26 protein-coding genes are annotated in these 25,936 nt (G+C 61.8%); 20 read left to right on the forward strand and 6 right to left on the reverse strand.

What is annotated here, in order from left to right; all coding sequences use genetic code 11:
• The first annotated feature begins 31 nt into the window (after positions 1-31).
• Positions 32-1,921 (forward strand): M6 family metalloprotease domain-containing protein, encoded by a 1,890-nt coding sequence (locus tag AAHE99_RS07980; RefSeq protein ID WP_342116237.1) that lies wholly within the window; start codon positions 32-34, stop codon positions 1,919-1,921.
• Between the two features lie 5 nt (positions 1,922-1,926).
• Here AAHE99_RS07980 and AAHE99_RS07985 read toward each other — a convergent pair whose 3' ends face one another.
• From AAHE99_RS07985 to AAHE99_RS08005, 5 genes are all read right to left on the reverse strand, one after another.
• Positions 1,927-2,382, reverse strand: a complete 456-nt coding sequence (locus AAHE99_RS07985) for a hypothetical protein (protein WP_342116240.1) — start codon at positions 2,380-2,382, stop codon at positions 1,927-1,929.
• 65 nt (positions 2,383-2,447) lie between these two features.
• Positions 2,448-2,651, reverse strand: a complete 204-nt coding sequence (locus tag AAHE99_RS07990; protein WP_342116242.1) for a DUF4287 domain-containing protein — start codon at positions 2,649-2,651, stop codon at positions 2,448-2,450.
• A gap of 11 nt (positions 2,652-2,662) precedes the next feature.
• Complete coding sequence (locus tag AAHE99_RS07995; RefSeq protein ID WP_342116245.1) at positions 2,663-3,097, reverse strand: SRPBCC family protein; 435 nt, start codon at positions 3,095-3,097, stop codon at positions 2,663-2,665.
• Positions 3,098-3,171: 74 nt separating this feature from the next.
• Positions 3,172-3,603, reverse strand: a complete 432-nt coding sequence (locus AAHE99_RS08000; RefSeq protein ID WP_342116247.1) for a hypothetical protein — start codon at positions 3,601-3,603, stop codon at positions 3,172-3,174.
• Between the two features lie 53 nt (positions 3,604-3,656).
• The gene (locus AAHE99_RS08005; RefSeq protein ID WP_342116249.1) at positions 3,657-4,787 is read right to left on the reverse strand and encodes a DUF2235 domain-containing protein; all 1,131 of its coding nucleotides are present in this window, start codon (positions 4,785-4,787) and stop codon (positions 3,657-3,659) included.
• A 250-nt stretch (positions 4,788-5,037) separates the two neighbouring features.
• On the opposite strand from AAHE99_RS08005, the gene rpsB reads away from it, so the two are divergent.
• From rpsB to AAHE99_RS08095, 18 genes are all read left to right on the forward strand, one after another.
• Complete coding sequence (rpsB, locus tag AAHE99_RS08010; protein WP_342116251.1) at positions 5,038-5,790, forward strand: 30S ribosomal protein S2; 753 nt, start codon at positions 5,038-5,040, stop codon at positions 5,788-5,790.
• 145 nt (positions 5,791-5,935) lie between these two features.
• Positions 5,936-6,850 carry a translation elongation factor Ts gene (tsf, locus tag AAHE99_RS08015; RefSeq protein WP_342116253.1) on the forward strand — a complete coding sequence of 305 codons (915 nt, stop codon included), beginning with the start codon at positions 5,936-5,938 and terminating at the stop codon, positions 6,848-6,850.
• A 142-nt stretch (positions 6,851-6,992) separates the two neighbouring features.
• Positions 6,993-7,709 carry a UMP kinase gene (pyrH, locus tag AAHE99_RS08020; RefSeq protein ID WP_342116255.1) on the forward strand — a complete coding sequence of 239 codons (717 nt, stop codon included), beginning with the start codon at positions 6,993-6,995 and terminating at the stop codon, positions 7,707-7,709.
• 32 nt (positions 7,710-7,741) lie between these two features.
• Positions 7,742-8,302: a ribosome recycling factor gene (gene frr, locus AAHE99_RS08025; RefSeq protein WP_342116256.1), complete on the forward strand. Its 561-nt coding sequence runs from the start codon at positions 7,742-7,744 to the stop codon at positions 8,300-8,302.
• A 66-nt stretch (positions 8,303-8,368) separates the two neighbouring features.
• Positions 8,369-9,118, forward strand: a complete 750-nt coding sequence (uppS, locus tag AAHE99_RS08030) for a polyprenyl diphosphate synthase (protein ID WP_342116257.1) — start codon at positions 8,369-8,371, stop codon at positions 9,116-9,118.
• Between the two features lie 7 nt (positions 9,119-9,125).
• On the forward strand, positions 9,126-9,962 hold the full coding sequence (locus AAHE99_RS08035; protein WP_342116258.1) for a phosphatidate cytidylyltransferase: 837 nt from the start codon (positions 9,126-9,128) through the stop codon (positions 9,960-9,962).
• A gap of 8 nt (positions 9,963-9,970) precedes the next feature.
• Positions 9,971-11,143 carry a 1-deoxy-D-xylulose-5-phosphate reductoisomerase gene (ispC, locus tag AAHE99_RS08040; RefSeq protein ID WP_342116260.1) on the forward strand — a complete coding sequence of 391 codons (1,173 nt, stop codon included), beginning with the start codon at positions 9,971-9,973 and terminating at the stop codon, positions 11,141-11,143.
• Positions 11,144-11,148: 5 nt separating this feature from the next.
• Positions 11,149-12,513: an RIP metalloprotease RseP gene (rseP, locus tag AAHE99_RS08045; protein WP_342116262.1), complete on the forward strand. Its 1,365-nt coding sequence runs from the start codon at positions 11,149-11,151 to the stop codon at positions 12,511-12,513.
• Positions 12,514-12,530: 17 nt separating this feature from the next.
• Positions 12,531-14,864 (forward strand): outer membrane protein assembly factor BamA, encoded by a 2,334-nt coding sequence (bamA, locus tag AAHE99_RS08050; RefSeq protein WP_342116265.1) that lies wholly within the window; start codon positions 12,531-12,533, stop codon positions 14,862-14,864.
• Positions 14,865-14,901: 37 nt separating this feature from the next.
• The gene (locus tag AAHE99_RS08055; protein WP_342116266.1) at positions 14,902-15,414 is read left to right on the forward strand and encodes an OmpH family outer membrane protein; all 513 of its coding nucleotides are present in this window, start codon (positions 14,902-14,904) and stop codon (positions 15,412-15,414) included.
• A gap of 20 nt (positions 15,415-15,434) precedes the next feature.
• The gene (gene lpxD / locus AAHE99_RS08060) at positions 15,435-16,490 is read left to right on the forward strand and encodes a UDP-3-O-(3-hydroxymyristoyl)glucosamine N-acyltransferase (RefSeq protein WP_342116268.1); all 1,056 of its coding nucleotides are present in this window, start codon (positions 15,435-15,437) and stop codon (positions 16,488-16,490) included.
• Positions 16,487-16,948: a 3-hydroxyacyl-ACP dehydratase FabZ gene (gene fabZ, locus AAHE99_RS08065; RefSeq protein ID WP_342116270.1), complete on the forward strand. Its 462-nt coding sequence runs from the start codon at positions 16,487-16,489 to the stop codon at positions 16,946-16,948. The genes lpxD and fabZ overlap by 4 nt, the downstream gene beginning before the upstream one ends.
• A gap of 4 nt (positions 16,949-16,952) precedes the next feature.
• Positions 16,953-17,744 (forward strand): acyl-ACP--UDP-N-acetylglucosamine O-acyltransferase, encoded by a 792-nt coding sequence (gene lpxA, locus AAHE99_RS08070; protein WP_342116272.1) that lies wholly within the window; start codon positions 16,953-16,955, stop codon positions 17,742-17,744.
• The gene (gene lpxB / locus AAHE99_RS08075) at positions 17,728-18,882 is read left to right on the forward strand and encodes a lipid-A-disaccharide synthase (RefSeq protein WP_342116274.1); all 1,155 of its coding nucleotides are present in this window, start codon (positions 17,728-17,730) and stop codon (positions 18,880-18,882) included. Before lpxA ends, lpxB begins: the two co-directional genes overlap by 17 nt.
• 131 nt (positions 18,883-19,013) lie before the next feature.
• Positions 19,014-19,631 carry a ribonuclease HII gene (rnhB, locus tag AAHE99_RS08080; protein ID WP_342116277.1) on the forward strand — a complete coding sequence of 206 codons (618 nt, stop codon included), beginning with the start codon at positions 19,014-19,016 and terminating at the stop codon, positions 19,629-19,631.
• Positions 19,628-20,413 (forward strand): TrmH family RNA methyltransferase, encoded by a 786-nt coding sequence (locus tag AAHE99_RS08085; RefSeq protein ID WP_342116280.1) that lies wholly within the window; start codon positions 19,628-19,630, stop codon positions 20,411-20,413. Before rnhB ends, AAHE99_RS08085 begins: the two co-directional genes overlap by 4 nt.
• Before the next feature lie 27 nt (positions 20,414-20,440).
• Entirely contained in the window at positions 20,441-21,640 is a 1,200-nt protein-coding gene (locus tag AAHE99_RS08090) for an EAL domain-containing response regulator (protein ID WP_342116282.1), read from the forward strand.
• Positions 21,640-22,422 (forward strand): hypothetical protein, encoded by a 783-nt coding sequence (locus tag AAHE99_RS08095; protein WP_342116284.1) that lies wholly within the window; start codon positions 21,640-21,642, stop codon positions 22,420-22,422. Before AAHE99_RS08090 ends, AAHE99_RS08095 begins: the two co-directional genes overlap by 1 nt.
• A gap of 48 nt (positions 22,423-22,470) precedes the next feature.
• Here AAHE99_RS08095 and ppsR read toward each other — a convergent pair whose 3' ends face one another.
• The gene (ppsR, locus tag AAHE99_RS08100; protein WP_342116286.1) at positions 22,471-23,319 is read right to left on the reverse strand and encodes a posphoenolpyruvate synthetase regulatory kinase/phosphorylase PpsR; all 849 of its coding nucleotides are present in this window, start codon (positions 23,317-23,319) and stop codon (positions 22,471-22,473) included.
• 153 nt (positions 23,320-23,472) lie between these two features.
• Here ppsR and ppsA point away from each other — a divergent pair, with 153 nt between their 5' ends.
• Positions 23,473-25,902 carry a phosphoenolpyruvate synthase gene (ppsA, locus tag AAHE99_RS08105; RefSeq protein ID WP_342116288.1) on the forward strand — a complete coding sequence of 810 codons (2,430 nt, stop codon included), beginning with the start codon at positions 23,473-23,475 and terminating at the stop codon, positions 25,900-25,902.
• Positions 25,903-25,936: the final 34 nt, after the last annotated feature.

Genomic DNA, 25,936 nt, shown 5'->3' on the forward strand with positions numbered 1-25,936 from the left:
TCACAACAAACTATAAATACGGAGAGTAAACATGCGATTGAAAGTTGCAACTGCAGCAGTACTGTTATTGGCCAGCCTGTTCGCGCAGGCCGGCATCCCCTACAAAGATAGCGTTTATGAGTTCAAACAGCCAAATGGCGAAAAGCTGCGCGTGCACCTGGACGGTAACGACTACTATGCCGAGCAGCGCACGGATGACGGTTCGCTGGTGGTGTACGACGCCGCGAAGAAGGGCCTTTGCTACGCCGAAGTGAATGCGGCCGGCGATGATCTGGTGTCGACCGGCATCCTCGCCACCAATGGCGCGAAGCGCAGCTTCGCAACTGCGGACAAAAAGCAGAAAGGCCTGGGCCACGAGGCCCGCGCCCGCAAGGCCAAGGAGAAGTTCGAGCAGATGCAGGGCCGTTCGCTGGAATCCGCCCAGAAGGCCGCCAAGGCTGCCGCCAGCGCGCCGCAGCCCCTGGCTGCGATCACCGGGCAGGTGAAGGGCTTGACGGTGATTATCGACTTCCCCGACGTGCCGGGCACGATCACCCAGGCGCAGGTGAACTCCTTCCTGAACGATATGCCGTACACCGGCTTCGGCAACGCGCAGTCGGTGCGCGGCTACTTCCAGTCGGTCTCCGGCGGCAAGCTCGATTACACCAATACCACCACGGTGTATTACCGTGCCAAGTTCAACAAGTCCTATTATGCCGACAGCAGCCTGAGTTCCAGTGTGCGTTCCCAGGAGCTGATCCGCGAGGCGCTGACCTGGCTGGAGAACACCCAGGGCTTCAACTTCTCGACGCTCAGCGTGGATGCCAGTAACCGCATTCGAGGCCTGAATTTCTTCTATGCCGGTGGCGCCGACAGCGCATGGTCGAAAGGCTTGTGGCCGCATATGGGCTGGCTGAGCAACCAGTTCTGCGCGGACGGCGTCTGCACCGGCTACTACCAGATCACCAATATGGGCAGCAGCCTGGCCATCGGCACCTTCTCGCACGAGACCGGCCACCTGGTCATGGGCTGGCCGGACCTGTACGACTATGACGGCAGCTCGGAAGGTTCGGCGGCCAGCTATTGCATCATGGGCTACGGCAGCATCGGCGCCCAGAGCCAGTACCGCCCGGTACCGCCGAATGGCTTCTTCCGCTATCTGGCGGGGTGGGATACTGTGACCGAGCTGAATCCGGCGCTGAATGCCAGTGCGCCGAAGGGGCGCCTGAGCCATGCATCCGGTTCGCATAGCCTGTACCGCTGGACCAATCCCGCCAAGCAGGACGAGGCTTTCTACGTCGAGGCGATCTACAAGGCCGACCAGAACCTGTACCAGCTTGGCTCGGGCCTGGCGGTGTGGCATATCGACCCGGCGGGCAATAACTCGGACGAATGGCATCCGTATGTCCAGATGGAGCACGCCGATGGCCGCCGCGACCCTGAAAACCGTGTCAACCGGGGCGATGGCACGGACCTGTACGATGGCGCCATCTACAAGGCCTTCTACGACACGGTGCCGAACAACTACACCAGCCGTGGCACCAATTCGCGCTGGTGGAACGGCAGCGGCTCCAACTTCGGCCTGGCCAATATCAGCGCCGCCGCCCAGACCATTTCGTTTGATGTGGTGAAAGGCGACGGCACCCCGAATGGCGAGGTGTACACCGGCTACCTGTCCGGCGCCAATGCTTCCGCCATCCACCCGTCGCCATACTTCTACTACGCTGGCGGCACCATCAAGGCCAACCTGGCCGGCCCTTCGAATGCCGACTTTGAGCTGAAGCTGGAGAAGTGGAATGGCAGCGCGTGGGTACAGGTGGCTTCCTCGACCACCCCAACCTCCATCGAGGCTATTACCTATGCTGCGGCCGCGGCGTACTACCGGATTGCCGTCTACTCGTATAGCGGCGCCGGCAATTACACGCTGACCGTCACCAAGTAATCCGCCTAGCGCGGCAAGGTGCGCTGGCCGCCCTTATCCATCGCGGTCAGCAGTGCTTCGGTGCGCTGGCGCTGGGCAGTGAAGTCTTGCTGGGTCGCGGTGAGGTGGCGTGCTGAGTCAAACGCGGCGTGGTAGTTTTGGATCAGCGCGGCATTGAAGGCGCCTACGCCGAGTACCGTGCTCAGCGAAGCGCCAACGATGAACCGCTTTAAGCTGACAATCGATGCCTCAATTTTATCCAGCCGCAGTTCGACCCGGTCCATGCGCTCACGGTCGGCGGTCCGCGCCCGCTCGAACTCTTTTGCCCGCAGGCGTTCGATTTCCCTGGCAGCCTCTTCGCGCTCATCGGCACGAGCCGTGTACGCCTCCATAGTGGCTCGAAATTCAGCGAGTTTCGTATCGTTGCGGGCTTCTGTAACGTCCCGATTGCTGTCAACGTACTGTTTGATGGTGGGGTCCATAGTTCGATCTTCGGCGGCGGGGAGGGGGATGTCAACCAAGCTCAGGTGGACATCCCGCCGCCGCCTCAGATCGGCGGCTTGCTTGCTGAGAGGTGGTGGGCGACGAGGGCGTTGGCGTGGCCATGGCCCATGGCGTGTTCGTTCTTCAGAACCGCGACCATATCCATGTGTTTCATGCCTTTCATGCTTTGCAACAGCGTCAGCCAATGCGAAACCGGTTTGCCGTACTTGGCTTCGATCGAGGGGAAGTAGGAGGATGGGGAACCCATGATGCGCCTCCTTATTGCTCAACCAGCAAAGCCAGCAGGGCCAGCGACTGCTGCCAGCCGACGTAGCACTGCTCGGCCGGGATCACGGCCGGCACGCCTTCCTGCACAATATCGACCTCGGTGCCGCAGGAAACGGCGCGCAAGGTGATGGTGGAGGTCATCTGGCCCGGCAGGTTGGGGTCGTCGAACACGGCGGTGTAGCGGATCTTTTCGCCCGGATGCAGTTCCAGGTATTCGCCGCCGAAGGAGTGCGTAAAGCCGGTGCCGAGGTCGGTGAAGGACATGCGGTATTTGCCGCCCACACGGGCATCCATTTCATGCACCTCGCCCAGGTAGCCATTCGGCGGCAGCCATTTGTTGAACGCGGCGGCGGTGGTCCATGCCTTGTAGATGCGGTCCGGGGAAGCGCGCAGGACACGGTGCAGTTTGATGGTGTTGGTAGCCATTTCGAGTCTCCTAAGTGGGTGGTTGGTATAGGCACGACGAGCCAGGAAACCCGAAATCGACAAAATTTTAGTAATTATTTTTGGGCGCGTGCATTTTCTTCCAGGAAGGCCCGCATTTCACGCATGGCTTGCTGCATCTCGGCGTGGGTGGTGCCGAAGTTTCGGCCGACATCAAATAGCGACATGATGCCCACGAACGATGCCGCATTGAGTGCTGCAATGGCAATCGTTCCGGCAAACGCTGAGGTGTAGATGGCTCGCCGTACGCTCTTTACCGTCATTTCATGATCCGCCATCCGGCGTTCGACCTCGTTGGCGCGAATCTGCTCCCGCTCACGAGTGGCGGCAGCTGTACTTTCCTCCCGATCTCGGGCGGCGGCCGCGCGTTCGTCGGCGCGGGCCGTATATGCCTCCATGACTGCGCGGAACTCGGCCAGCTTGGCATCCGAGCGTGCATCGTAAAGCGCCATGTTGGCGTCAACGTACTGTTCGATGGCAGGATCCATAAAATCATCTTCGGCGGGTGGGGGAGGGATGTCAACCAAGCCCACCAAGGATCCTATTTGAGCAAAGCTGCCAGGCTGGGCGGGTCGTAGGAGCCGAGCTCGATGCGGCTATGCACCGAAGGGTGGATCAGCAGGCCGGCGGTGGGCGCGAATTTGCGGGTCTTGGTGCGGTGGCCGCCGAAATTCCAGGGTGGCGACTCCCAGGGCTGGTGGGCGGCGGCGGAATGGTCGGGATTGAGGCAGAAGGGCGGGGTGGCGTGGAAATGCAGCCCCAGCCTGTCCTTAAGCTCAGCAACCATCCATTCCAGTGCGCCGTCAGACAGGCCGCATTCGGGATAGCCGCCACCGACATCCGAGTGGGCGCCCGGGAACAGCATCTGCGTCGCGTTGTCCGCCTTGTCCCACAATGTCGGGATGAAGTCGATGCGCTGCTCGTCGATGGCAATCGCATGCAAGCCATGCACCACCTTGCTGGAGAGCTTATTGTTGACGAAGGCAAAGGCGTCCGACTTGGGGCCCAGGAAACAGGGCACCCCCATCGCCCCCACGGTATCCCACACCGCCACGGCAGCAATCTCCGGCACGGCGACAAAGTCGTCGTCATCGAGCGAGCGCTTCGACAGGAAAGCGGGCAGGTCGGAAATAATCTCGCTGAAGTTGGCCAGCATCCCGCGTGCGTTGCGGGGCATGACGTCGTCCCGATAGCGGAACCAGGCCTGGGCGCCCTTGCGGTAGGCCTGTTCGCGGTCGGTGGTCAGCTCCTTGCGCAACAAGCCCTGGTGGGCGATCATGCCGGCCAGGGCGCGGGCGGTATAGGCCCCGCGGCTGAAGCCGGAGACAACGATCTTGTCGCCCTGCTCATAGTTGCGCGAAATAAAGGTATATCCGCGTACGATGCGGGAAATCAGCCCCGCCCCGGTAGCGCCCCCGATAATCTGCCGGATTTTGTTGCGTGAATCACCCACGCCGTGGATATATTTGGCCACCTGCAGCAGTTCGCCGCTGGCGGCGCGATGGCTGGATTCCTGTTCCCGGGCCAGGCAGGTAGTGTGGGGATCGAGCGTGCCCGCCAGGTTGGCGAACAGTTTATAGACGTTGGTCGGGTCAAAGTCCCCGTCATCGTCCTCATCCTGGGTTGGAGCATTCCAGGTGCCGTCAGCGCAAAAGACTATGAACTTTCCCATGACGCCTCCTTGCGTAGGAATCGTCCTATTCTGCGCCGCGAAAATTCACACATTCTCGCCAAAAGTCACAATGTTGCCAATGCATGGACACGCTTGCCCCGACAGACTTTCCTGCGGTACAATCTATGGTTGCCTGACCTAGCGTCTTGCAATAGTTGTAAATTTTCTTATTTTATAAACCCGAATCCCCCCAACAAGGGTGCCCGCAAGGGTCACTGGGCGGATTCCAGACCAAACCCTGGAGTAAATAATGTCTGTAACGATGCGTGAAATGCTGGAAGCCGGCGTCCACTTCGGTCACCAAACCCGTTTCTGGAACCCAAAGATGGCTCCGTTCATCTTCGGCCACCGCAACAAGATTCACATCATCAACCTGGAAAAAACCCTGGCTATGTACCAGGACGCGATGAAGACCATCCGTCAAATCGCTGCTAACCGTGGCACCATCCTGATGGTAGGCACCAAGCGCCAGGCTCGCGACATCATCGCTGCTGAAGCTCAGCGCGCTGGTGTTCCGTTTGTTGACCAGCGTTGGCTGGGCGGCATGCTGACCAACTTCAAGACCATCAAGACCTCGATCAAGCGCCTGAAAGACATGGAAGCTTCGATCGAAGACGGTTCCGTGGAAAAGCTGACCAAGAAAGATGCACTGCTGTTCCGTCGTGAACTGGAAAAGCTGCAGAAATCGATCGGCGGCATCAAGGATATGGGCGGTGTTCCTGACGCAATCTTCGTGGTTGACGTTGGCTACCACAAAGGCGCGATCACCGAAGCCGCTAAGCTGGGCATCCCAGTGATCGGCGTGGTCGATACCAACCACTCCCCAGCGGGCGTGACCCACGTTATCCCTGGTAACGACGACTCCTCCAAAGCGATCACCCTGTACGCCCGCGGCGTAGCAGACGCGATCCTGGAAGGTCGTGCGAACGCCACCACTGAAGTCCTGGAATCCATCAAGACTGCAGCTGGCGACGAGTTCGTAGAAGTTAACGAGCAGGCTTAATTGCCTGGCTGCCGCAAGGCAGCTTCAGCATGAGAAAGGGGTGGCCCACCAGCTCCCCCTTTTTTTTAAACAGAATCCCCCGGACGAGCAGGCTGCCTTTGGCGCCGCCCCGGACTGAATCCCAAACCGAATACAGGAGAATCACATGGCAGCAATTACTGCAGCAATGGTAGGTGAACTGCGCGCTAAGACCGACGCGCCAATGATGGAATGCAAGAAAGCGCTGACCGAAGCCGGCGGCGACATGGACAAAGCAGAAGAACTGCTGCGCGTTAAGCTGGGCGGCAAGGCTGCCAAGGCTTCCGCACGTATCACCGCTGAAGGCGTGGTCGCTTCCCACATCGCTGGCAACATCGGCGCCCTGGTTGAAGTGAACTCCGAGACCGACTTCGTTGCCAAGAACGACGACTTCCTGGCCCTGGCTGCCCTGGCTGCCAAGCTGGCTGCTGAAAACAACCCAGCTGACGTTGCTGCCCTGCTGGCCCTGCCAGCTGGCAACGGCCAGACCCTGGAAGAAGTGCGCGCTGCCCTGGTTGGCAAGATCGGCGAAAACATGTCGATCCGTCGCTTCCAGCGTTTCGAAACCACCGGCAAGCTGGCTTCGTACCTGCACGGCACCAAGATCGGCGTTATCGTCGAGTTCGACGGCGCTGACGACCAGGTTGGTAAAGACGTGGCAATGCACATCGCTGCAATGAAGCCAGTAGCCCTGTCCTCGGAAGGCGTTCCTGCTGAACTGATCGCCAAGGAGCGTTCGGTTGCCCAGGCCAAGTCCGACGAAGACGCAGCTGCCGCTGTTGCCGCTGGCAAGCCAGCCCAGCCAGCCGACATCGTTGCCAAGCGTATCGACGGCGCCGTTGCCAAGTACCTGAAAGAAGTGTCGCTGATGAACCAGGTGTTCGTGAAGAACGACAAGCAGACCATCGAGCAGATGCTGAAAGCCGCTAACACCACCGTTAAGGGCTTCACCATGTACGTGGTTGGCGAAGGCATTGAAAAGAAAGTTGACGATTTCGCGGCGGAAGTCGCAGCCCAAATGGCTGCCTCCAAAGGCGCATAATCAAGAAAACGGGCCGCAAGGCCCGTTTTTTTAAGCCCGCCCCCTGGGCTTAAGTAGAAATTAAAAGGCGGTTTATGGTATTTCCGTTATCATTGCCGCCGAAGCCTCACCGAACACATAAAACTTAAAGGAGCCCCAGCTCATGACAAAACCAGCCTTCAAGCGCGTCCTCCTGAAATTGTCCGGCGAAGCCCTAATGGGCGACGATCCTTACGGCATCAACCGCGGCACCATCGAGCGTATGGTGGCGGACGTGGCGGAAGTCGCAAAGCTGGGTGTTGAACTGGCGGTCGTCATTGGCGGCGGCAACATCTTCCGTGGCGTGGCGCCTGGCGCCCAGGGCATGGACCGTGCCACTGCGGACTACATGGGCATGCTGGCCACCGTGATGAACGCGCTGGCCCTGGCCGACGCCATGAAGCACGTGGGCGTGACCGCCCGCGTGATGTCGGCCATCGGCATCGAGCAGGTGGTTGAGCCGTACGTGCGCCCGAAAGCGCTGCAGTACCTGGAAGAGGGCAAGGTTGTGATCTTCGCGGCCGGCACCGGCAATCCGTTCTTCACCACCGACACTGCAGCAGCACTGCGCGGTTCGGAAATGAGCGCGGAAATTGTGCTGAAGGCCACCAAGGTCGACGGCGTCTACACCGCCGACCCGAAAAAAGACCCGAACGCCACCCTGTACCACAAGATCAGCTTCGACGAAGCCATTTCCAAGCATCTGCAGGTGATGGATGCCACCGCCTTTGCGCTGTGCCGCGACCAGAAACTGCCAATTAAAGTGTTCTCCATTACCAAGCCTGGCGCGTTGATGAACGTGATTATGGGCGAGGAAGAGGGTACACTGGTACACGTTTAATAATATTCAAGTTAAAGCAACAGGAGTTATAAATGTCTACTGCTGACATTAAAAAGAACGCTCAGGACAAAATGAGCAAATCCCTGGAAACCCTGCGCGCCAACCTGGCTAAAGTGCGTACCGGCCGTGCCCACACCGGCATGCTGGACAGCGTGATGGTCGAGTACTACGGCAACCCGACTCCGATCAACCAGGTGGCCAACCTGACCCTGGTCGACGCGCGCACCATCGGCGTAACCCCGTTCGAAAAGAAAATGGGCGCCGCCATTGAGAAAGCTATCCGCGACTCCGACCTGGGCCTGAACCCGGCATCGCAGGGCGACACCATCCGCGTGCCGACCCCTCCGCTGAACGAAGAGCGCCGCAAGGAAATGGTCAAGCTGTGCAAGGGCGAAGGCGAAGATTCGAAAGTCGCCGTGCGCAACATCCGCCGTGACGCCAACGAAGCCATGAAGAAGCTGGTGAAAGACAAGGCCATCTCGGAAGACGAAGAGCGCCGTGGTGTTGATGAAGTGCAGAAGCTGACCGACAAGTTCATTGCCGACATCGACAAGATCGTTGCCGAAAAAGAGAAAGAAGTCCTGACCGTCTAAGGGCCCAGAACCGAGGCGAACCCGCGCATTGCGCGGGCCGCCCCGGTTTTTTAAGTTTACGTACCTATGAAATATTCGAGTTCGACGACCGGAGTTCCTGATGCGCCGCAGGTGCCACGCCACCTTGCCATCATCATGGACGGTAACGGACGCTGGGCAACCAAGCGTTTCCTGCCGCGCGTGGCAGGCCACGTCAAAGGCGTGGAAGCGGTGCGTACCGTGGTTGAAGCCTGCGCGACGCGCGGCATCGAGTACCTGACCGTATTTGCGTTCAGCTCCGAGAACTGGCGCCGGCCGGAAGAGGAAGTTTCGCTGCTGATGAAACTCTTCGTTACCGCCCTGGAGCGCGAGGTGTCGAAGATGCATGCGAATAATATCCGCCTGAAGGTGGTGGGCGACCTGTCGCGCTTCGACCAGAAGCTGCAGGACATGATCGCCAACGCCGAGCGCAAGACCGCCAACAATACCCGCATGACCGTCACCGTGTGCGCCAACTATGGCGGCCGCTGGGATATCATGCAGGCGATCGGCAAGATGGTGGCCGAACATCCGGGCACGACCGACTTCGCCGAAGAGGCGCTGGCGCCGTACCTGTCGATGGCCTATGCGCCGGAGCCGGACCTGTTCATCCGCACCGGCGGCGAGGAGCGCATCTCCAACTTCCTGCTATGGCAGCTGGCGTACACGGAGCTGTACTTCACCGATACCTACTGGCCTGACTTCAACGCCGAACGCCTGGACGAGGCTATATCCTCCTACCAGAACCGTGAACGCCGCTTTGGCCGCACCGGCGACCAGGTGGCCCAGAAGAGCTAAATAAAGCATGCTGAAAACCCGCGTGATTACCGCCGTCCTGCTGCTGGCGGTACTGCTGCCCGTCCTGTTCTCCGGCTACCAGCCGGCGGTGGACGTGGTGGTGACTGTGTTCTTTGCCGCCGCCGTGTGGGAAGCCTTCCGCCTGTTCAAGAACCGCGCCGCGATCATCGTGGCCGGCGCCTGGACCGTGGCCTTTGCCTATACCTTCATCTTCAGCGCTGGGCTGGAACAGGCCAAGTTCTGGCTGGCGATCGGCGCCGCAATCTGGCTGATCCGCTTCACGCCGGCCCTGAAACTGGGATTGCCGCCGGTGGACGGCAGCGGCAGTACCATGCTGAGCATGGTCTACGCCGCGACCCTGGTGTCCTGCTTCGTCGCCATCCTGCTGCTGTTCGCGCGTGGCCCGGTCTACCTGCTGTCGGTGATGGCGGTGGTGTGGGCGGCCGACATCTTCGCCTATTTCTCGGGCAAGGCTTTCGGCAAGCATAAGCTGGCGCCGACCATCTCCCCGGGCAAGTCGTGGGAAGGCGCGGTGGGCGGCATGCTGTCCGTATTGCTGCTGGCCAGCGCCACCGTGCTGCTGGCGCCTTCCGTGCCGTTCCTGCAGGAGACCTTCGCGGTGCGCCTGGTGGACCGCATGGGCTGGGGCATCATGCTGGCCGTGCTGGTGCTGATCGTCGCCGCCTCCATCGTCGGCGACCTGTTTGAATCCATGCTCAAGCGCCGCGCCGGCATGAAGGACAGCAGCAACCTGCTGCCTGGCCACGGCGGTGTGCTTGACCGTATCGACGCGCTGGTGCCGGTGCTGCCCATCGCCGCGTTGATCACCCCAAGGCTGTTCTAAGGAATTCCATGCAACGCATTACCATCCTCGGCGCTACCGGTTCCATCGGCGTCTCCACGCTGGACGTCATTGCGCGCCACCCGGACCGTTACTCCGTCTATGCGCTGACCGCCCATAGCCGGGTCGAAGAACTGGCTGCGCAGTGCATCCAGTTCCGTCCGGCGCGCGCCGTGGTGGGCAGTGCCGCCGCCGCCGACCAGTTGGCCGCTTTGCTGCGCGCCGCCGGCTGCCGCACCGAAGTGGAGTGGGGCGAGGCTGCGCTGTGCGCCGTTTCCGCCGCCGCTGAAACCGACGCCGTGATGGCCGCCATCGTCGGCGCCGCAGGCCTGGCGCCAACCCTGGCCGCCGCCCGCGCCGGCAAGAAGGTGATGCTGGCCAATAAGGAAGCGCTGGTCATGTCCGGCCAGCTGTTCATGGACGCGGTAGCGGCCAGCGGCGCCGTGCTGCTGCCGATCGATTCCGAACACAACGCCATCTTCCAGTGCCTGCCGCAGAACTACGGCCGGGTACCGGCCGCCGCCGGCGTGACCAAGGTGCTGCTGACCGCCTCCGGCGGCCCGTTCCTGAAGCGCGACGTGGCCACGCTGGAGAATGTGACCCCGGACGAAGCCTGCAAGCATCCGAAATGGGTCATGGGCCGCAAGATTTCGGTCGATTCCGCGACCATGATGAACAAGGGCCTGGAAGTGATCGAGGCGCACTGGCTGTTCGGCGCCCCGGCCGAGCAGATCGAGGTGGTGATCCACCCGCAGTCGGTGATCCACTCCATGGTGTCCTACAACGACGGCTCGGTGCTGGCGGAACTGGGCAACCCGGACATGCGCACCCCGATCGCGCACGCCCTGGCTTACCCGGAGCGCATCGCCTCCGGCGTGGCGCAGCTGGACCTGACCCAGGTCGGCACCCTGCAGTTCGAGAAGCCGGACTTCAACCGCTTCCCATGCCTGGCGCTGGCCTATGAGGCGTTGCGCGCCGGCGGCACCGCGCCAGCCTTGCTGAACGCGGCCAACGAGGTGGCGGTGCAAGCCTTCCTCGATGAACGTATCGGCTTCCGCCGCATCGACCGCGTGATCGCCCAGGTCATGGACGAACTGCCGCACGGCGCGGCCAGCAGCATCGAGGCTGTGATGGCGCAGGACGCGCTGGCACGGACCGCAGCGGAACGCATTATCAGGGGCTGACTCCCATGGAAATCCTGCGCACCCTTCTCGCCACGATCGTCTGCCTCGGCTCCCTGATCGTCATCCACGAGCTGGGACACTACCTGGTGGCGCGCTGGTGCGGGGTCAAAGTGCTGCGCTTCTCGGTCGGCATGGGCCGCATCGTCTGGATGCGCAAGTTCGGCAAGGACCAGACCGAATGGGCCGTGTCCGCCATCCCGCTGGGCGGCTACGTCAAGATGCTGGATGGCCGCGAAACCGATCTTTCAGGCCTGCCTGAGGCGGACCTGAGCCGCGAATTCACCCGCCAGAACGTCTGGAAGCGCATCGCCATCGTGGCGGCCGGTCCGCTCGCCAACTTCCTCCTTGCTATCGCCTTGTACGCCGGCCTGTATATGAGCGGCGTCATGGAGCCTGCCGCCCGCCTGGGCGCCCCGGAGCGCGCCACGGCGGCTGCGGCGGCCGGCGTGCAGCGCGGCGACCTGGTGAAATCCGTCAACGGCGAGGCGGTGCAGGGCTGGAATGAACTGCGCTGGGCCGTGATCCAGGCCATCATCCATAAAGAAGACCTGCGCCTGGCGCTCGAGCGCCCCGGCTTTGGCGCCGTGCATGCCACCGTGCCGGCGGCCGCAGCGGCCGGCATCAAGCTGGAAGAGGACGTGCCGAACGCCCTCGGCCTGGACCTGATGCGACCACCGGCCGTGATCGGCCGCACGGAGGAGGGCGGCGCCGCCCGCCGCGGCGGCTTGCTGAAGGGCGATACCATCCTCGCGGTCGACGGACAGCCGATGCCGGATGCGCGCGCCTTCCTGCAGGAAGTGCAGCGCGCGCCGGGCCGCACCCTGGCCGTGACGGTGCGGCGCGGCGGCCAGCCGGTCGAACTCCGGATCACCCCGGAAGCGGTGGAAGACAAGGGCGCAAACAGCAAAGGCCTTGTAACAGTCGGTAAGATCAAAGCCGAACTGGTGGGCATGGTTGATACGATTGTGGTGCATTACGGCCCGCTGGAAGCGACCGCCAAGGCCACCCGCCAGGTCAAGGAAATCTGCAGCATGACGCTGCGCATCCTGGGCCGCATGATTGTCGGTGAAGTCTCGCTGAAAAACATAACCGGGCCGATTACCATCGCTGAATATGCGGGTGAAACCGCCAAAATGGGCGCCGAATCTTTTATCGCCTTCGTCGCCTTTATCAGCGTAAGCCTCGGCTTAATGAATTTGCTGCCAATTCCTGTTCTGGATGGGGGGCATTTGCTGTATTATTCGCTGGAAGTTTTGACCGGGCGTCCTGTTTCGGAGCGTATTGCCGATTTGGCGCAGCGTATTGGGCTTGGATTGCTGGTGTCTTTAATGGCGCTGGCGATTTTCAATGACCTGGCCCGGAAGCTTTAATATTTTTCGATTTGCCGATGAAATTACACACTGATCGTATCGCCCCTAATTTCCGCCGCAGCCTGGTTGGCGCCGCAGTCCTGGCAATCTGCTCCGGCAGCGCCCTGGCCGCCGAACCGTTTGTCGTCAAGGATATCCGCGTCGAAGGCATCCAGCGTACCGAAGCCGGTACCGTCTTTAGCTACCTGCCGGTGCGCGTGGGCGAAACCTTCAGTGAAGACAAGAGCGTGGCCACCATCAAGGCCCTGTATGCGACCGGCATCTTCAAGGATGTGAAGCTGGAGCGCGACGGCAATGTGCTGGTGGTGATCGTAGAAGAACGTCCGGCCATCGCCAAGGTGGAATTCAAGGGCACCCACGAATTCGAGAAGGACATGCTGGTCAAGGCGCTGAAGGATATCGGCGTCGGCGAAGCCAAGACCTTTGACAAGGCATCGGTCGACCGCGCCGAGCAGGAACTGAAGCGCCAATACCTGTCGCGCGGCCTGTACGGCGTGAAAATCACCACCACCGTGACCCCGATGGAGCGTAACCGCGTCAGCATCGACTTCGACGTCGATGAAGGCGACGTGGCGCGCATCAAGCAGATTAATATCGTCGGCAACAAGGCATTCAGCGACAAAGAGCTGAAAGAGCAGCTGGCATTGAATACCGGCGGCTGGTTCAGCTGGTACACCAAGGCCGACCAGTATTCCAAGACCAAGCTGAATGGCGATATCGAAACCCTGAAGTCCTTCTACCTGGACCAGGGTTATATCGAGATGAATGTGGATTCCACCCAGGTGTCGATCACCCCGGACAAGAAGGATATCTACATCACCATCAACATCACCGAAGGCGAAAAGTACACCGTCTCCGACATCAAGATGGAAGGCGAGATGTACGGCCGCGAGGACGAGCTGCGCCAGCTGGTGCTGCTGAAGAAGGGCAAGCTGTACTCCGGCAAGCTGCTGACCGCCTCCAACAAGCTGATCACCGACCGCCTGGGCAACTTCGGCTTCGCCTTCGCCAACGTGAACGCCAACCCTGAAATCGACCAGGAAAAGCGCGAAGTCGCCTTTACCTTCGTGATCGACCCGGGCAAGCGCGCCTACGTGCGCCACATCAATATCTCGGGCAACACCACCACCCGCGACGAGGTGATCCGCCGCGAGTTCCGCCAGTTCGAATCGAGCTGGTACGACGCCAACCGCATCAAGCAGTCGCGCGACCGCGTCGACCGCACCGGCTACTTCAAGGACGTTACCGTCGATACCCCGGAAGCCCAGGGCAGCTCCGACCAGGTTGACATCAACCTGACCGTCGTCGAGCGCCCGACCGGCAACTTCCAGATCGGCGGCGCGTTCTCGCAGGCCGAGAAGTTCACCTTCAACGCCGCGATCCAGCAGGCCAACTTCGCCGGCTCGGGCAACACCGTGGGCCTGGAGCTGAACACCTCGAAGTACAGCCGCACCATCGCTTTCTCGCACACCAACCCGTACCTGACCCCGGACGGCATTTCGCGCAGCTACGAGCTTTACCTGCGTACCTTCCGCCCGCCTGCAGTCAACACCGGCTTGTACAACATCAAGCAGACCGGCGGCCGTATCAGCTTCGGCGTGCCGTTCTCGGAGCTGGACACCGTGTTCTTCGGCATGGGCCTGGAGAAGTCGCGTATCGAGACCGACGAATCGTCGCCGACCTACTTCCTGCAGTACGTGCGCGACCTGGGCGGCCCGGCCAACGGCGTCGGTTCGGTCAACGCCTACTCGGTGCCGCTGACCGCAGCCTGGGCGCGCGACAGCCGCGACTCCGCCATGACCCCGACCGTGGGCTTCATGCAGCGTATCAACCTGGAACTGGACGCGATCGGCGAGACCAAGTACTGGCGTACCGTCTACGAGACCCAGTGGTACAAGCCGCTGACTAACAAGATCACCCTGGCGCTGAAAGGCGAGTTCGATTACGGCCGCGGCTTCGGCGGCAAGAGCTACCCGGTGTTCAAGAACTTCTACGCCGGCGGCATCGGTTCGGTGCGCGGCTACCAGAGCTCCTCGCTCGGCGTGGTCGACCCACGCTACGGCGACACCCTGGGCGGCGCTTCGCGCCTGATCGGTAACGCCGAACTGCAAATGGGCTTCCCAGGCCAGGGCCAGGACCGCTCGCTGCGCTGGTTCGCCTTCATGGACGGCGGCCAGGTGTATGCGGAGAAGCAGAAAATGCGCCTGTCCGAGCTGCGCTTCTCGGCCGGCCTGGGCCTGAGCTGGATTTCCCCGGTGGGCCCGCTGAAGTTGAGTTATGCTTTGCCACTGAACGAGAAAATCGGCGACCGCCTGGAACGCTTCCAGTTCCAGATGGGCACCGGCTTCTAATTCTTTGCGGCAACGTGCATTTTTACGGAGAATCAAGTTGAAGACTGCAACCGCTACCCTGGGCAAAATCGCCGCCATCCTGGCGCTGGGCTTGATGGCCTCGGCGCCGGTGCAGGCGCAGTCGTCCCGGATTGCCTGGCTGAGCGCCGAGCGCATCTACAACGAGTCCAAGCTGGCCAAGCTGGCCGACCAGAAGCTGCGCGAAGAATTCTCTAGCCGTGAAAAGGCACTGCAGGAACTGGCCATGCGTTCCAAGTCGGCCGCCGAGAAGTGGGAAAAGGAAGGCGCCGTCAAGCCGGAGCCGGAGCGCAGCCGTCTGCAGCGCGAAGCCTACGAGGCGGACCTGAACTTCCAGCGCCGCCAGCGCGAGTTCCGTGAAGACCTGAACCAGCGCACCAACGAGGAGCGTGCTGCGATCGCCGAAAAGGCGACGAAGATCATCAAGCAGCTGGCAACGACCGAAGGCTACGACATCGTCCTGCAGGACGCAGTATGGGCCAGCCCGCGCATCGACATCACCAACAAGGTGCTGGAAGCGCTGGACAAATAACAATCAGATTGGATTAAAAGATGGGCCTTCGACTAGGAGAACTGGTCGAACGCCTGGGCGGTCAACTGGTGGGGGACCCGGAACTGTATGTTTCGGGTATCGCGCCGTTGACCGATGCAGGCGCTTCGCATATCAGCTTCCTCAGTAACAGCAAATTCCGCGCACAGGCGGGGCAAAGCCAGGCGGCAGCCCTGATTGTCAGCGCCAATGACGATGCCACCGTGGCCGAAACCTACCAAGGCGCCCGCATCGTCGTCAAGAATCCCTATGTGTACTTTGCCCGCGCCGCGCAGATCTTTGAAGCGCAGACGGCCTACGTACGCCCGGCAGGCGTGCATCCGACCGCCTACGTCGATCCGGCGGCATCGGTGGACGCCACCGCCCACGTCGGTCCCAAGGTCGTGGTGGAGGCGGGCGCGGTGATCGGCGCGGGCGTGGTGCTGGACGCCGGCTGCTATGTCGGCCGCGATGCGCAGGTAGGCGAGGGCACCCATTTCTTCGCCAACGTGACCTTCCACGCCAAGTGCGTGATCGGCAAGCGCGGCATCATCCACTCGGGCGCCGTGATCGGCACCGACGGCTTCGGCTTCGCCAACGACGCCGGCATGTACGTGCGCATCCCCCAGGTGGGCCGAGTGGTGATCGGCGACGATGTCGACATCGGCGCCAACACCACCGTGGACCGCGGCGCGCTGGCCGACACCATTATTGAAGACGGCGTGAAGCTGGACAACCAGATCCAGATCGGCCACAACTGCGTGATCGGCGCGCATACCGCCATGGCCGGCTGCGTCGGCGTGGCCGGCAGCGCCAAGATCGGCAAGCACTGCACTTTCGGCGGCGCGGCCATGATCCTGGGCCACCTGACGATCGCCGATAATGTGCATATTTCCTCGGGCAGCCTGGTATCGCGCTCGATTTCGGAACCGGGCCAGTACACGGGTTTCTACCCGCTGGCCAAGAACAGCGACTGGGAGAAGTCGGCGGCGATTGTCCGCAACCTGCCGACGATGCGCGATAAAATGCGCGCGCTGGAAAAAACCATTAAAACTAAAACTGAAGACGAAGAATCATGACCACTACCGAAAACAAGACGATGGACATCTGCGAGATCAAGGCCTACCTGCCGCACCGCTACCCGCTGCTGCTGGTCGACCGCGTGATCGCTTATGAAGAAAACAAATCCATCACCGCCATCAAGAACGTGACCGTGAACGAAGAATTCTTCAACGGCCACTTCCCGCACAAGCCGGTCATGCCTGGCGTGCTGATGATCGAAGCGATGGCGCAGACCGCAGCCCTGCTGTCGTTCAAGTCCATGGGCATCAAGCCGGACGAGAGCTCGGTGGTGTACTTCGTCGGTATCGACAATGCGCGCTTCAAGCGCCCGGTAGGTCCTGGCGACCAGCTGAAAATGGACGTGGAAATCCTGCGCAACGCGCGCGGCATCTGGAAATACAAGGCGGTCGGCTCGGTCGACGGCCAGGTAGCGCTGGAAGCTGAACTGATGTGCACCATCCGCGCCGTGGAGTAAGACTATGGCAATCATCCACCCAACCGCAATCGTCGACCCGAAAGCCGAACTGGCTGCGGGCGTCGAGATCGGCGCATACACGCTCATTGGCCCGAACGTTGTGATTGGCGAGAACACCGTGGTGGGCCCGCATGTCGTGATCGAGGGCCATACCACGATCGGCAAGAACAACAAGTTCTTCCAGTTCTCGTCCATCGGCGCTGCGCCGCAGGACAAGAAATGGAAAGGCGAGCCAACCCGCCTGGAAATCGGCGACGACAACACCATCCGCGAATTCTGCACCTTCAACCTCGGTACGGTGCAGGACAAGGGCGTCACCAAGCTCGGTAACAACAACTGGATCTCGGCCTACGTCCACCTGGCGCATGACTGCGTGGTCGGCAACAACACCATTTTCTCGAACAACGCCCAGATGGCGGGCCACGTCGAGATTGGCGACTACGTGATCATGTCCGGCTTCGCCAACGTGCACCAGTTCTGCAAGATTGGCGCCCACGCCTTTGTCGGCATGAGCACCAGCCTGACCCAGGACGTGCCGCCTTATGTGCTGTTGAACGGCAATCCGGCCGCAGCGCACGGCGTCAATATCGAAGGCCTGAAACGCCGCGGCTTCACCCGCGAGCAGATCAACGCCATCCGCAACGCGTACAAGATCCTGTACCGTTCCGGCCTGACCCTGGAAGAAGCCAAGGCAGCCATGCTGGCCGCCGAAGGCGCACTGGCGGAAGACTGCGCCGCAGCCGCGCGCTCGATGCGCGAATTCCTCGATACGACTACCCGTGGCATCGTCCGCTGACGTATCGATTGCAGTTGTCGCCGGCGAACCGTCCGGCGACCTGCTGGCGGCCCGTCTGCTGGGCGGCCTGCGCCCGCACCTGCCCGAAGCGCGCTTCCACGGTATTGGCGGCCCGGCCATGCAGGCGCATGGTTTCGAGTCGCAGTGGCCGATCGAGAAAATGACGGTGCGCGGGCTGTTTGAAATCATCCCCCGCTACCGCGAACTCAAAGGCATCCAGAACACCCTGCGCGACCAGTTGCTGGCCCAGCGGCCGGACTGCTTTATCGGCGCCGACTACCCCGGCTTCAACCTGGGCCTGGAAGCCCAGCTGCGCGAGGCAGGCATCCCGACCGTGCACTATATCGGCCCGCAGATCTGGGCCTGGCGCGGTGGGCGTATCAAGAAAATTATCAAGTCCGTTTCGCACATGCTGGTGATCTTCCCGTTTGAGGAAGAGATCTACAAGCATGCCGGCGTGCCGGTGACCTATGTCGGCCACCCGCTGGCAGAAGTAATCCCGCTGCAGCCCGACGAAGCCGCCGCGCGCCGCCAGCTTGGCCTGGCGGAAGACGCCAACGTGGTCTGCGTCATGCCCGGCAGCCGCATGGCGGAGTTGAAGTACAACACCGCCGCCTTCATCGGCGCCTGCAAACTGCTGCTGCAGCGCGACCGCTCGCTGAAGTTCGTGGTGCCGATGGCCGGCGAAAAGCAGCGCCAGTATTTCCTGCAGCTGATCGCCGAAGCCGGCCTGCAGGACGTCGAGCTGATGCTGCTGGACGGCCAGTCGCACACCGCCATTTGCGCCGCCGACGCGGTGCTGGTCGCCTCCGGCACCGCCTCGCTGGAAGTGGCGCTGTTCAAGAAGCCCATGGTCATCGCCTACAAGATGATGGCCGCGAGTTGGCATATCATGCGGCATATGGGCTACCAGCCCTGGATTGGCCTGCCGAACATCCTGGCGCGCGAATTCCTGGTGCCCGAGCTGCTGCAGAACGCCGCCAGCGCCGAAGCCCTGGCCGACGCCATGTGGAAACAACTGAGTGACGCCCCGCACCGCCTGCAACTGGCGCAGCGCTTCACCGACATGCATCACAGCCTGCTGCGAAACAGCGCCCAGGAAGGCGCCGCAGCAGTCCTGAAAGTCATCAACAGATGAGCCCGTGTCCCACCATGGGGTCACACCCCAACCGGGACACGAACGCTGCCGTGAATGTGGCTCAGCTCGTGTCTCGTTTGGGGTGTGACCCCAAGGTGGGACACGAGCTGAGCAGTAGAAAGAATTGAGCCATGGGCCAACAATCGGGTCTTTTTGATGACCTTCCTTACTCGCTGGACGAGATTATTTGTGGCGTGGATGAGGCCGGCCGCGGGCCGTTGGCCGGGCCGGTCTTTGCCGCGGCGGTGATCCTTGACCGCGACCGCCCGATCCCGGGCTTGCGCGACTCGAAAAAACTCAATGAAGCAAAGCGCGATGAGCTGGCGCCGCTGATCCAGCAGCATTCCATCGCTTGGGCGGTGGCGAAAGCATCTGAGGAGGAGATCGACCGCCTGAACATCCTGCAGGCCAGCCTGCTGGCGATGAAGCGTGCGGTGTATGCGCTGTCCACCGTGCCGACCCTCGCCCTCATCGACGGCAACAAGTGCCCGGTGATGCGGATCCAGAGCATCGCCATCGTGGAAGGGGACGACAAGATCGAGGCCATCTCCGCCGCCTCGATCCTGGCCAAGACCGCGCGCGACGCGGCCCTGGTCAAGCTGCACAAGAAATATCCGCAGTACGGCTTCGACCAGCACAAGGGCTACGGCACGGCGCTGCACCTGGAGCGCCTGCGCGAGCATGGGCCGTCGGCGGTGCATCGCCGCAGTTTTGCGCCGGTGCGGGCGCTGCTGGAGGGCGAACTGTGAAGCACATTACTTCGCGCGACAACGCGCAATACAAGGAAATCGCCAAGCTGGCCACCAACTCGCAGGCGCGCCGCAAAGCCGGCCGCAGCCTGCTGGATGGCGTGCACCTGTGCGAGACCTGGCTCGAATTGCGCGGCCATCCCGAGCAAGTCATCGTGGCCGAAGGCGCCCTGCAGCATGCCGAAGTCGGTCCGCTGGTGCAGCGCCTGGACGCCGAGCGCGCCCATATCCTGTGCCTGCCGGACCAGCTATACCACGCCATCAGCCAGGTCGAGCACGGCGTCGGCTTGATGTTCCTGATCGCGACGCCGGAAAAACCGGTGCCGGCCGCGCTGACGGTCAACGCCGTCCTGCTGGATAATGTGCAGGATCCCGGCAACGTCGGCTCCATCCTGCGCAGCGCCGCCGCCGCCGGCGTGAAGGAAGTCTATTGCGCCCCCGGCACCGCCTTCTGCTGGTCGCCGAAAGTGCTGCGCGCCGCGATGGGCGCCCACTTTGTGCTGGATATCTACGAAAACGTCGACCTGGCGCTGCTGGTGCAGGGCGCCGCCATCGCCACCCTGGCCACCAGCGGTTACGCCGCCGAACAGCTGTATAAGCTGGACCTGAAACGCCCGGTGGCCTGGATTTTCGGCCACGAAGGGCAGGGCGTCTCCGACGCGCTGCTGAGCGGCGCCTCGCATCGCGTCCTCGTGCCACACTTGGGCAAAGTGGAATCGCTGAACGTCGCCGCCTGCGCGGCAGTATGCTTTTTCGAGCAAGTAAGGCAAAATCTGGGGTAAGAATATATTCAGATTGGAATAGGTGTTATGGAAATTGCAAGTATGCACTTCCTGGTAGCCGAGGGCGAACCCGTCCAGCGCGAGCTTCTGGTTGGCATGCTGCGTCACCTGGGCGCTGAACACATCACGACCGCGTCGGATGGGCTGAGCGCTTTACGCCTGCTGGAGATCGGCCTCAAGCCGCCGGTCAATATCGTCCTGATGGATCTGTCGCTGCCCGGCATGGACGGCCTGGAAGTGATCCGCCGCCTGGCTGAAATCGACTGCCGCGCCGGGATTATCGTGCTCGGTGCGCACAGCGCCGACGTGCTGTTCTCGGTCGAAACCATGGCCGAGGCGTACGGGGTCGATGTGCTGGGCAGTTCGGTCAAGCCTATCAGCTCGCAGCGTTTGCAGGAACTGATCGCCAACTACGTTGAGCCGTCCAGCGAACCGGAGCCCGAGCCGCAGCACCCTGAATTCACTTTCGCCGAAGTCGGGCGCGGCCTGCAGGCGCGCGAATTCGATCCTTTCTTCCAGCCTAAGATCGAGTTGGAAACCGGCGCCGTCAAAGGCCTGGAGATGTTTGCCCGCTGGCGCCACCCGCAGCATGGGGTGCTGGGTCCTGCGGCCTTCGTGCCGGTGCTGGAAAGCGTGCGACGCATCGACTTCCTCGACTGGAGCATGATCGAGAAGTCGGTGGCCGCCTGCCGCCACCTGCACGACAAAGGCATCCCGATTTCGTTCTCGATCAACGTTGACCCGAGCACGCTGTCGCACCCCCAGTTCATCGCCCAGATCACGGCCTGCCTGGAACGCCACCGCATCCTGCCGGACTACATCACGTTCGAGATCACCGAATCGGCGGTGCTGACCACCAACCCGCACTTCCTGGAACGCCTGCTGCGCCTGCGCATGATGGGTTTCGGCCTGGCGATCGACGATTACGGCACCGGGCGCTCCAACCTGCAGCTGCTGGCCGCCATCCCATTCTCCGAGCTGAAGATCGACCGCAGCTTCGTGGACGGCGCCTCGCGTAAGCGCGCTATCAGCACAGTGCTGAAGTCGTATCTGGGCCTGGCCCGCAGCCTGTCACGCCAGGCCTGCGCGGTGGGCGTGGAGACGAAACAGGATTGGGACTTCCTGCAAGAATTGGGCTGCACCTACGCCCAGGGCTACTACATCGCCAGCCCGATGCCGGTGGAAGACGTCCCCGACTGGCTGAACGACTGGAAGCACTTCTTCTGATGCCGCGCATCACGCGTCGGCGCGTGCTGGCCGCACTCGGCCTTGCCATGCTCGCACTGGGCGGCGCCCTGGCCGCCACGCCGGTCGGCAAAATGAGCTACTACGGCGTACGCGCCTGGCTGGCCAGCAAAGCGCATTTCAAGCAATGCACACCCGACCCAAGTATCTGGTGCGAACCTGGTGCGGAAGGCCTGGCCGTAACCGTGGCCGCCATGCTGCCGGCCGCCCAGGCACGCAACGTGGATGCGTTTGGGACGCGGTTCGCGGCCCCGGTGCGCGTCAATGTCTACGCCAGCGATGAAAGCTTTTCCCGCTACAGTGCCGGGCCGCCAATGGCCGCCGGGCTGGTTTCGCTCAGCGAGGTGCACATCGCCGCCAAATTGGCGCATTGGCCGCAGCAGCGCGCCGGCGCAATCCTGACCCACGAATTGGCCCACCTGCACCTGGTGCAGCGCATGGGCGTCATGGGCATCCCCAAGATGCCGAACTGGTTCTGGGAAGGCTTGCCTACCTATATTTCGGACGGCGGTGGGGCCGGCGATGTGACGCGCGCAGAGGCCTTGTGGGCTTTCACGCATGGCCGCCACCTGGTTCCGGAAGACAGTGGTTCGATAGTGGCGCCGAAGCAGGCCGCCAGCTACCAGCTGACGCACGGCATGTACTACCGCCAGGCTTCTGTTCTGATTGAATGGATGGACCGCAGGGATCCAGCCGCGTTCCGGGGCTTGCTGGCCGCCGTGGCCCGGGGCGAAGCGTTCGCGCCGGCCCTGGCGCAGGCTTAAGGGCGCCCGATGGACGCCCTGTGGGCCGAATTCCTGGCCGACGCCCGCTCAATACACTGAGCGGTTTGGCTTGATCTCTTGCAGGATAGTGGTCGAGATTTCTTCGATCGACTTGGTGGTCGATGACAGCCAGCGGATGCCTTCGCGGCGCATCATCGCCTCCGCCTCGTTGACCTCATAACGGCAGTTTTCCAGCGACGCGTACTTGGAACCCGCGCGGCGCTCGTTGCGGATTTCCGACAGGCGCTGCGGCTCGATGCTCAGGCCAAAGATCTTCGACTTGTAGGCATACAGCGCCGATGGCAGCTTGCCGCGCTCGAAATCGTCCGGGATCAGCGGGTAATTGGCAGCCTTCACGCCGTACTGCATGGCCAGGTACAGCGAAGTCGGGGTCTTGCCCGAGCGCGACACGCCCACCAGGATCACATCCGCCGACGACAGGTTCTTGTTGGATTGGCCATCGTCGTGCGCCAGCGAGAAGTTGATCGCCTCGATACGGTTCTTGTACTCCTCGCTATCCACCACATTGTGCGAACGGCCGATGGTATGGGTCGATTTGACGCCCAATTCCTGCTCCAGCGGGGACACGAAGGTCTGGATCAGGTCCATATGCATGGCATTGGCGCGCTGGATCACCTCGGACAGCTCGGTTTTCACCAGGGTCGAAAACACAATCGGCTTGGTGCCGTCTTCGCTCGCTGCCTCGTTAATTTTGCGCACCGCATCATAGGCCTTGTCGCAGGTGTCAATGAAGGGCAGGCGGATCTGGCGGAACTTCAGGTCGAATTGGGTCAGGACCGAGTGGCCGAAGGTTTCTGCGGTGATCCCGGTGCCATCTGAGACGAAAAAGACGGTACGGAAGGAAGACTGCAGGTCTGGGCGTTGTTCTTGTGGCATCAAAAAAGCTTTTCCAATGGATGAATCGTCAATTTCCGTCGCAGGCTGTAAAATGCTTGCCAACGGTAAGATTGTGCTGCACGGCGCCAAGAATGACAAGAACGATGCCGAGCGCACCTGCGTAAAGATTTTTATCATCAAAAAGGTGTCTTTATGACTAACGCAGCATTGAAGGAGCAGGCCGAAGGGGCGGTGTACGTCGCCTCGTTCGAAAACTTGCGTATGACGGATGTTGAATCCGTCGGCGGCAAGAACGCGTCGCTGGGCGAGATGATCTCCCAGCTGGCTGGTGCGGGTGTGCGGGTGCCGGGCGGCTTCGCCACCACCGCGCAAGCCTTCCGCGACTTCCTGTCGCACAGCATCGACGGTGGCCCATCGCTGGCCCAGCGTATCGCTGACCGCCTTGAACACCTGGACGTCGACGACGTCCGCGCCCTGGCCGCATCGGGCGCAGAAATCCGCCAGTGGATCATCGACACCCCATTCCAGCCACGCCTGGAAGCCGAGATCCGCGCCTTCTACGACCGTCTGGTCGCCGATTCCGCCACCGAAGTATCGTTCGCAGTGCGCTCCTCCGCCACCGCGGAAGACCTGCCTGACGCATCTTTCGCAGGCCAGCAGGAGTCCTTCCTGAACGTGGTCGGCATCGACAACGTGCTGGAAGCGATGAAGCACGTATTCGCATCCCTTTATAACGACCGCGCGATTTCCTACCGCGTGCACAAGGGCTTCACCCACGCCGAAGTAGCGCTGTCGGCCGGCGTGCAGCGCATGGTGCGCTCCGACACCGGCGCCTCGGGCGTGATGTTCACCATCGATACCGAATCGGGCTTCAAGGACGTGGTGTTCATCACTTCCTCCTACGGCCTGGGTGAAACCGTGGTGCAGGGCGCCGTCAATCCGGACGAATTCTACGTGCACAAGCCGATGCTGGAGCAGGGCAAGTCCGCCGTGATCCGCCGCAATATCGGCTCCAAGCTGATCAAGATGGAATTCACCAACGAAGCCAAGGCCGGCCGTTCCGTGAAGACCGTCGACGTGCCGATCGAAATGCGCAACCGCTACTCGCTGAACGACGCCGAAATCGTCGAACTGGCCAAGTACGCAATGATCATCGAGAAGCACTACGGCCGCCCGATGGACATCGAGTGGGGCAAGGATGGCCGCGACGGCAAGCTGTATATCCTGCAGGCGCGTCCTGAAACCGTGAAGTCGCAGCAGAAGTCGCATGAGGCGCAGCAGCGCTTCAAGCTGAAATCGACCGGCACCGTGCTGACATCCGGCCGCGCCATCGGCCAGAAGATCGGCGCCGGCCCGGTGCGCGTGATCCGCGACCCGAGCGAAATGGAACGCGTGCAGCCGGGCGACGTGCTGGTGGCCGACATGACCGACCCTAACTGGGAGCCGGTGATGAAGCGTGCTTCAGCCATCGTCACCAACCGCGGCGGCCGTACCTGCCACGCAGCGATTATCGCGCGTGAACTGGGCGTGCCGGCGGTGGTGGGCTGCGGCGACGCGACCGATGTGCTGAAAGACGGTAACTTCGTGACCGTATCCTGCGCCGAAGGCGATGAAGGCAAGATCTACGACGGCCTGCTGGAAACCGAAGTATCCGAAGTCCAGCGCGGCGAACTGCCACCGCTGAAGACCAAGATCATGCTGAACGTGGGTAACCCGCAGCTGGCCTTCGACTTCCAGGCGGTGCCGAACAACGGTGTGGGCCTGGCCCGCCTGGAGTTCATCATCAATAACAATATTGGTGTGCACCCGAAAGCGATCCTGGAATACCCGAACATCGATGCCGACCTGAAGAAAGCGGTCGAATCGGTGGCACGCGGCCACGCTTCGCCGAAGCAGTTCTACATCGACAAGCTGGCGGAAGGCATCGCCACCATCGCTGCGGCCTTCTGGCCGAAGAAAGTGATCGTGCGCCTGTCCGACTTCAAGTCCAACGAGTACAAGAAGCTGATCGGCGGTTCGCGCTACGAGCCGGACGAAGAGAACCCGATGCTGGGCTTCCGTGGCGCCGCGCGCTACCTGTCCGAAGATTTCGCCGCCGCGTTCGAAATGGAATGCGTTGCGATGAAGCGCGTGCGTGAAGAGATGGGCCTGACCAACGTCGAAATCATGGTGCCGTTCGTGCGTACCCTGGGCCAGGCGGAAAAGGTGGTCGGCCTGCTGGCCAAGAACGGCCTGAAACGCGGCGAGAACGGCCTGCGCGTGATCATGATGTGCGAAGTGCCTTCCAACGCCGTGCTGGCGGAGCAGTTCCTGCAGCACTTCGACGGCTTCTCGATCGGCTCCAACGACCTGACCCAGCTGACCCTGGGCCTGGACCGCGACTCCGGCATGGAACTGCTGGCGGCTGATTTCGACGAGCGCGATCCGGCGGTGCAGGCGCTGCTGGGCATGGCCATCTCGGCTTGCCTGAAGCTGAACAAGTACATCGGCATCTGCGGCCAGGGTCCTTCCGACCATCCGGAACTGGCCGTGTGGCTGATGGAGCAGGGTATCGAGACCATGTCGCTGAATCCGGATTCGGTCATCGACACTTGGCAGAAGCTGGCAGAAATGCAACAATAAAGCAACGATAAGCCTCGTCGCTTAAACCCCCGTG

The organism is Pseudoduganella sp. OTU4001 (assembly GCF_038440195.1).
Taxonomy (GTDB): Bacteria; Pseudomonadota; Gammaproteobacteria; order Burkholderiales; family Burkholderiaceae_D; genus Rugamonas.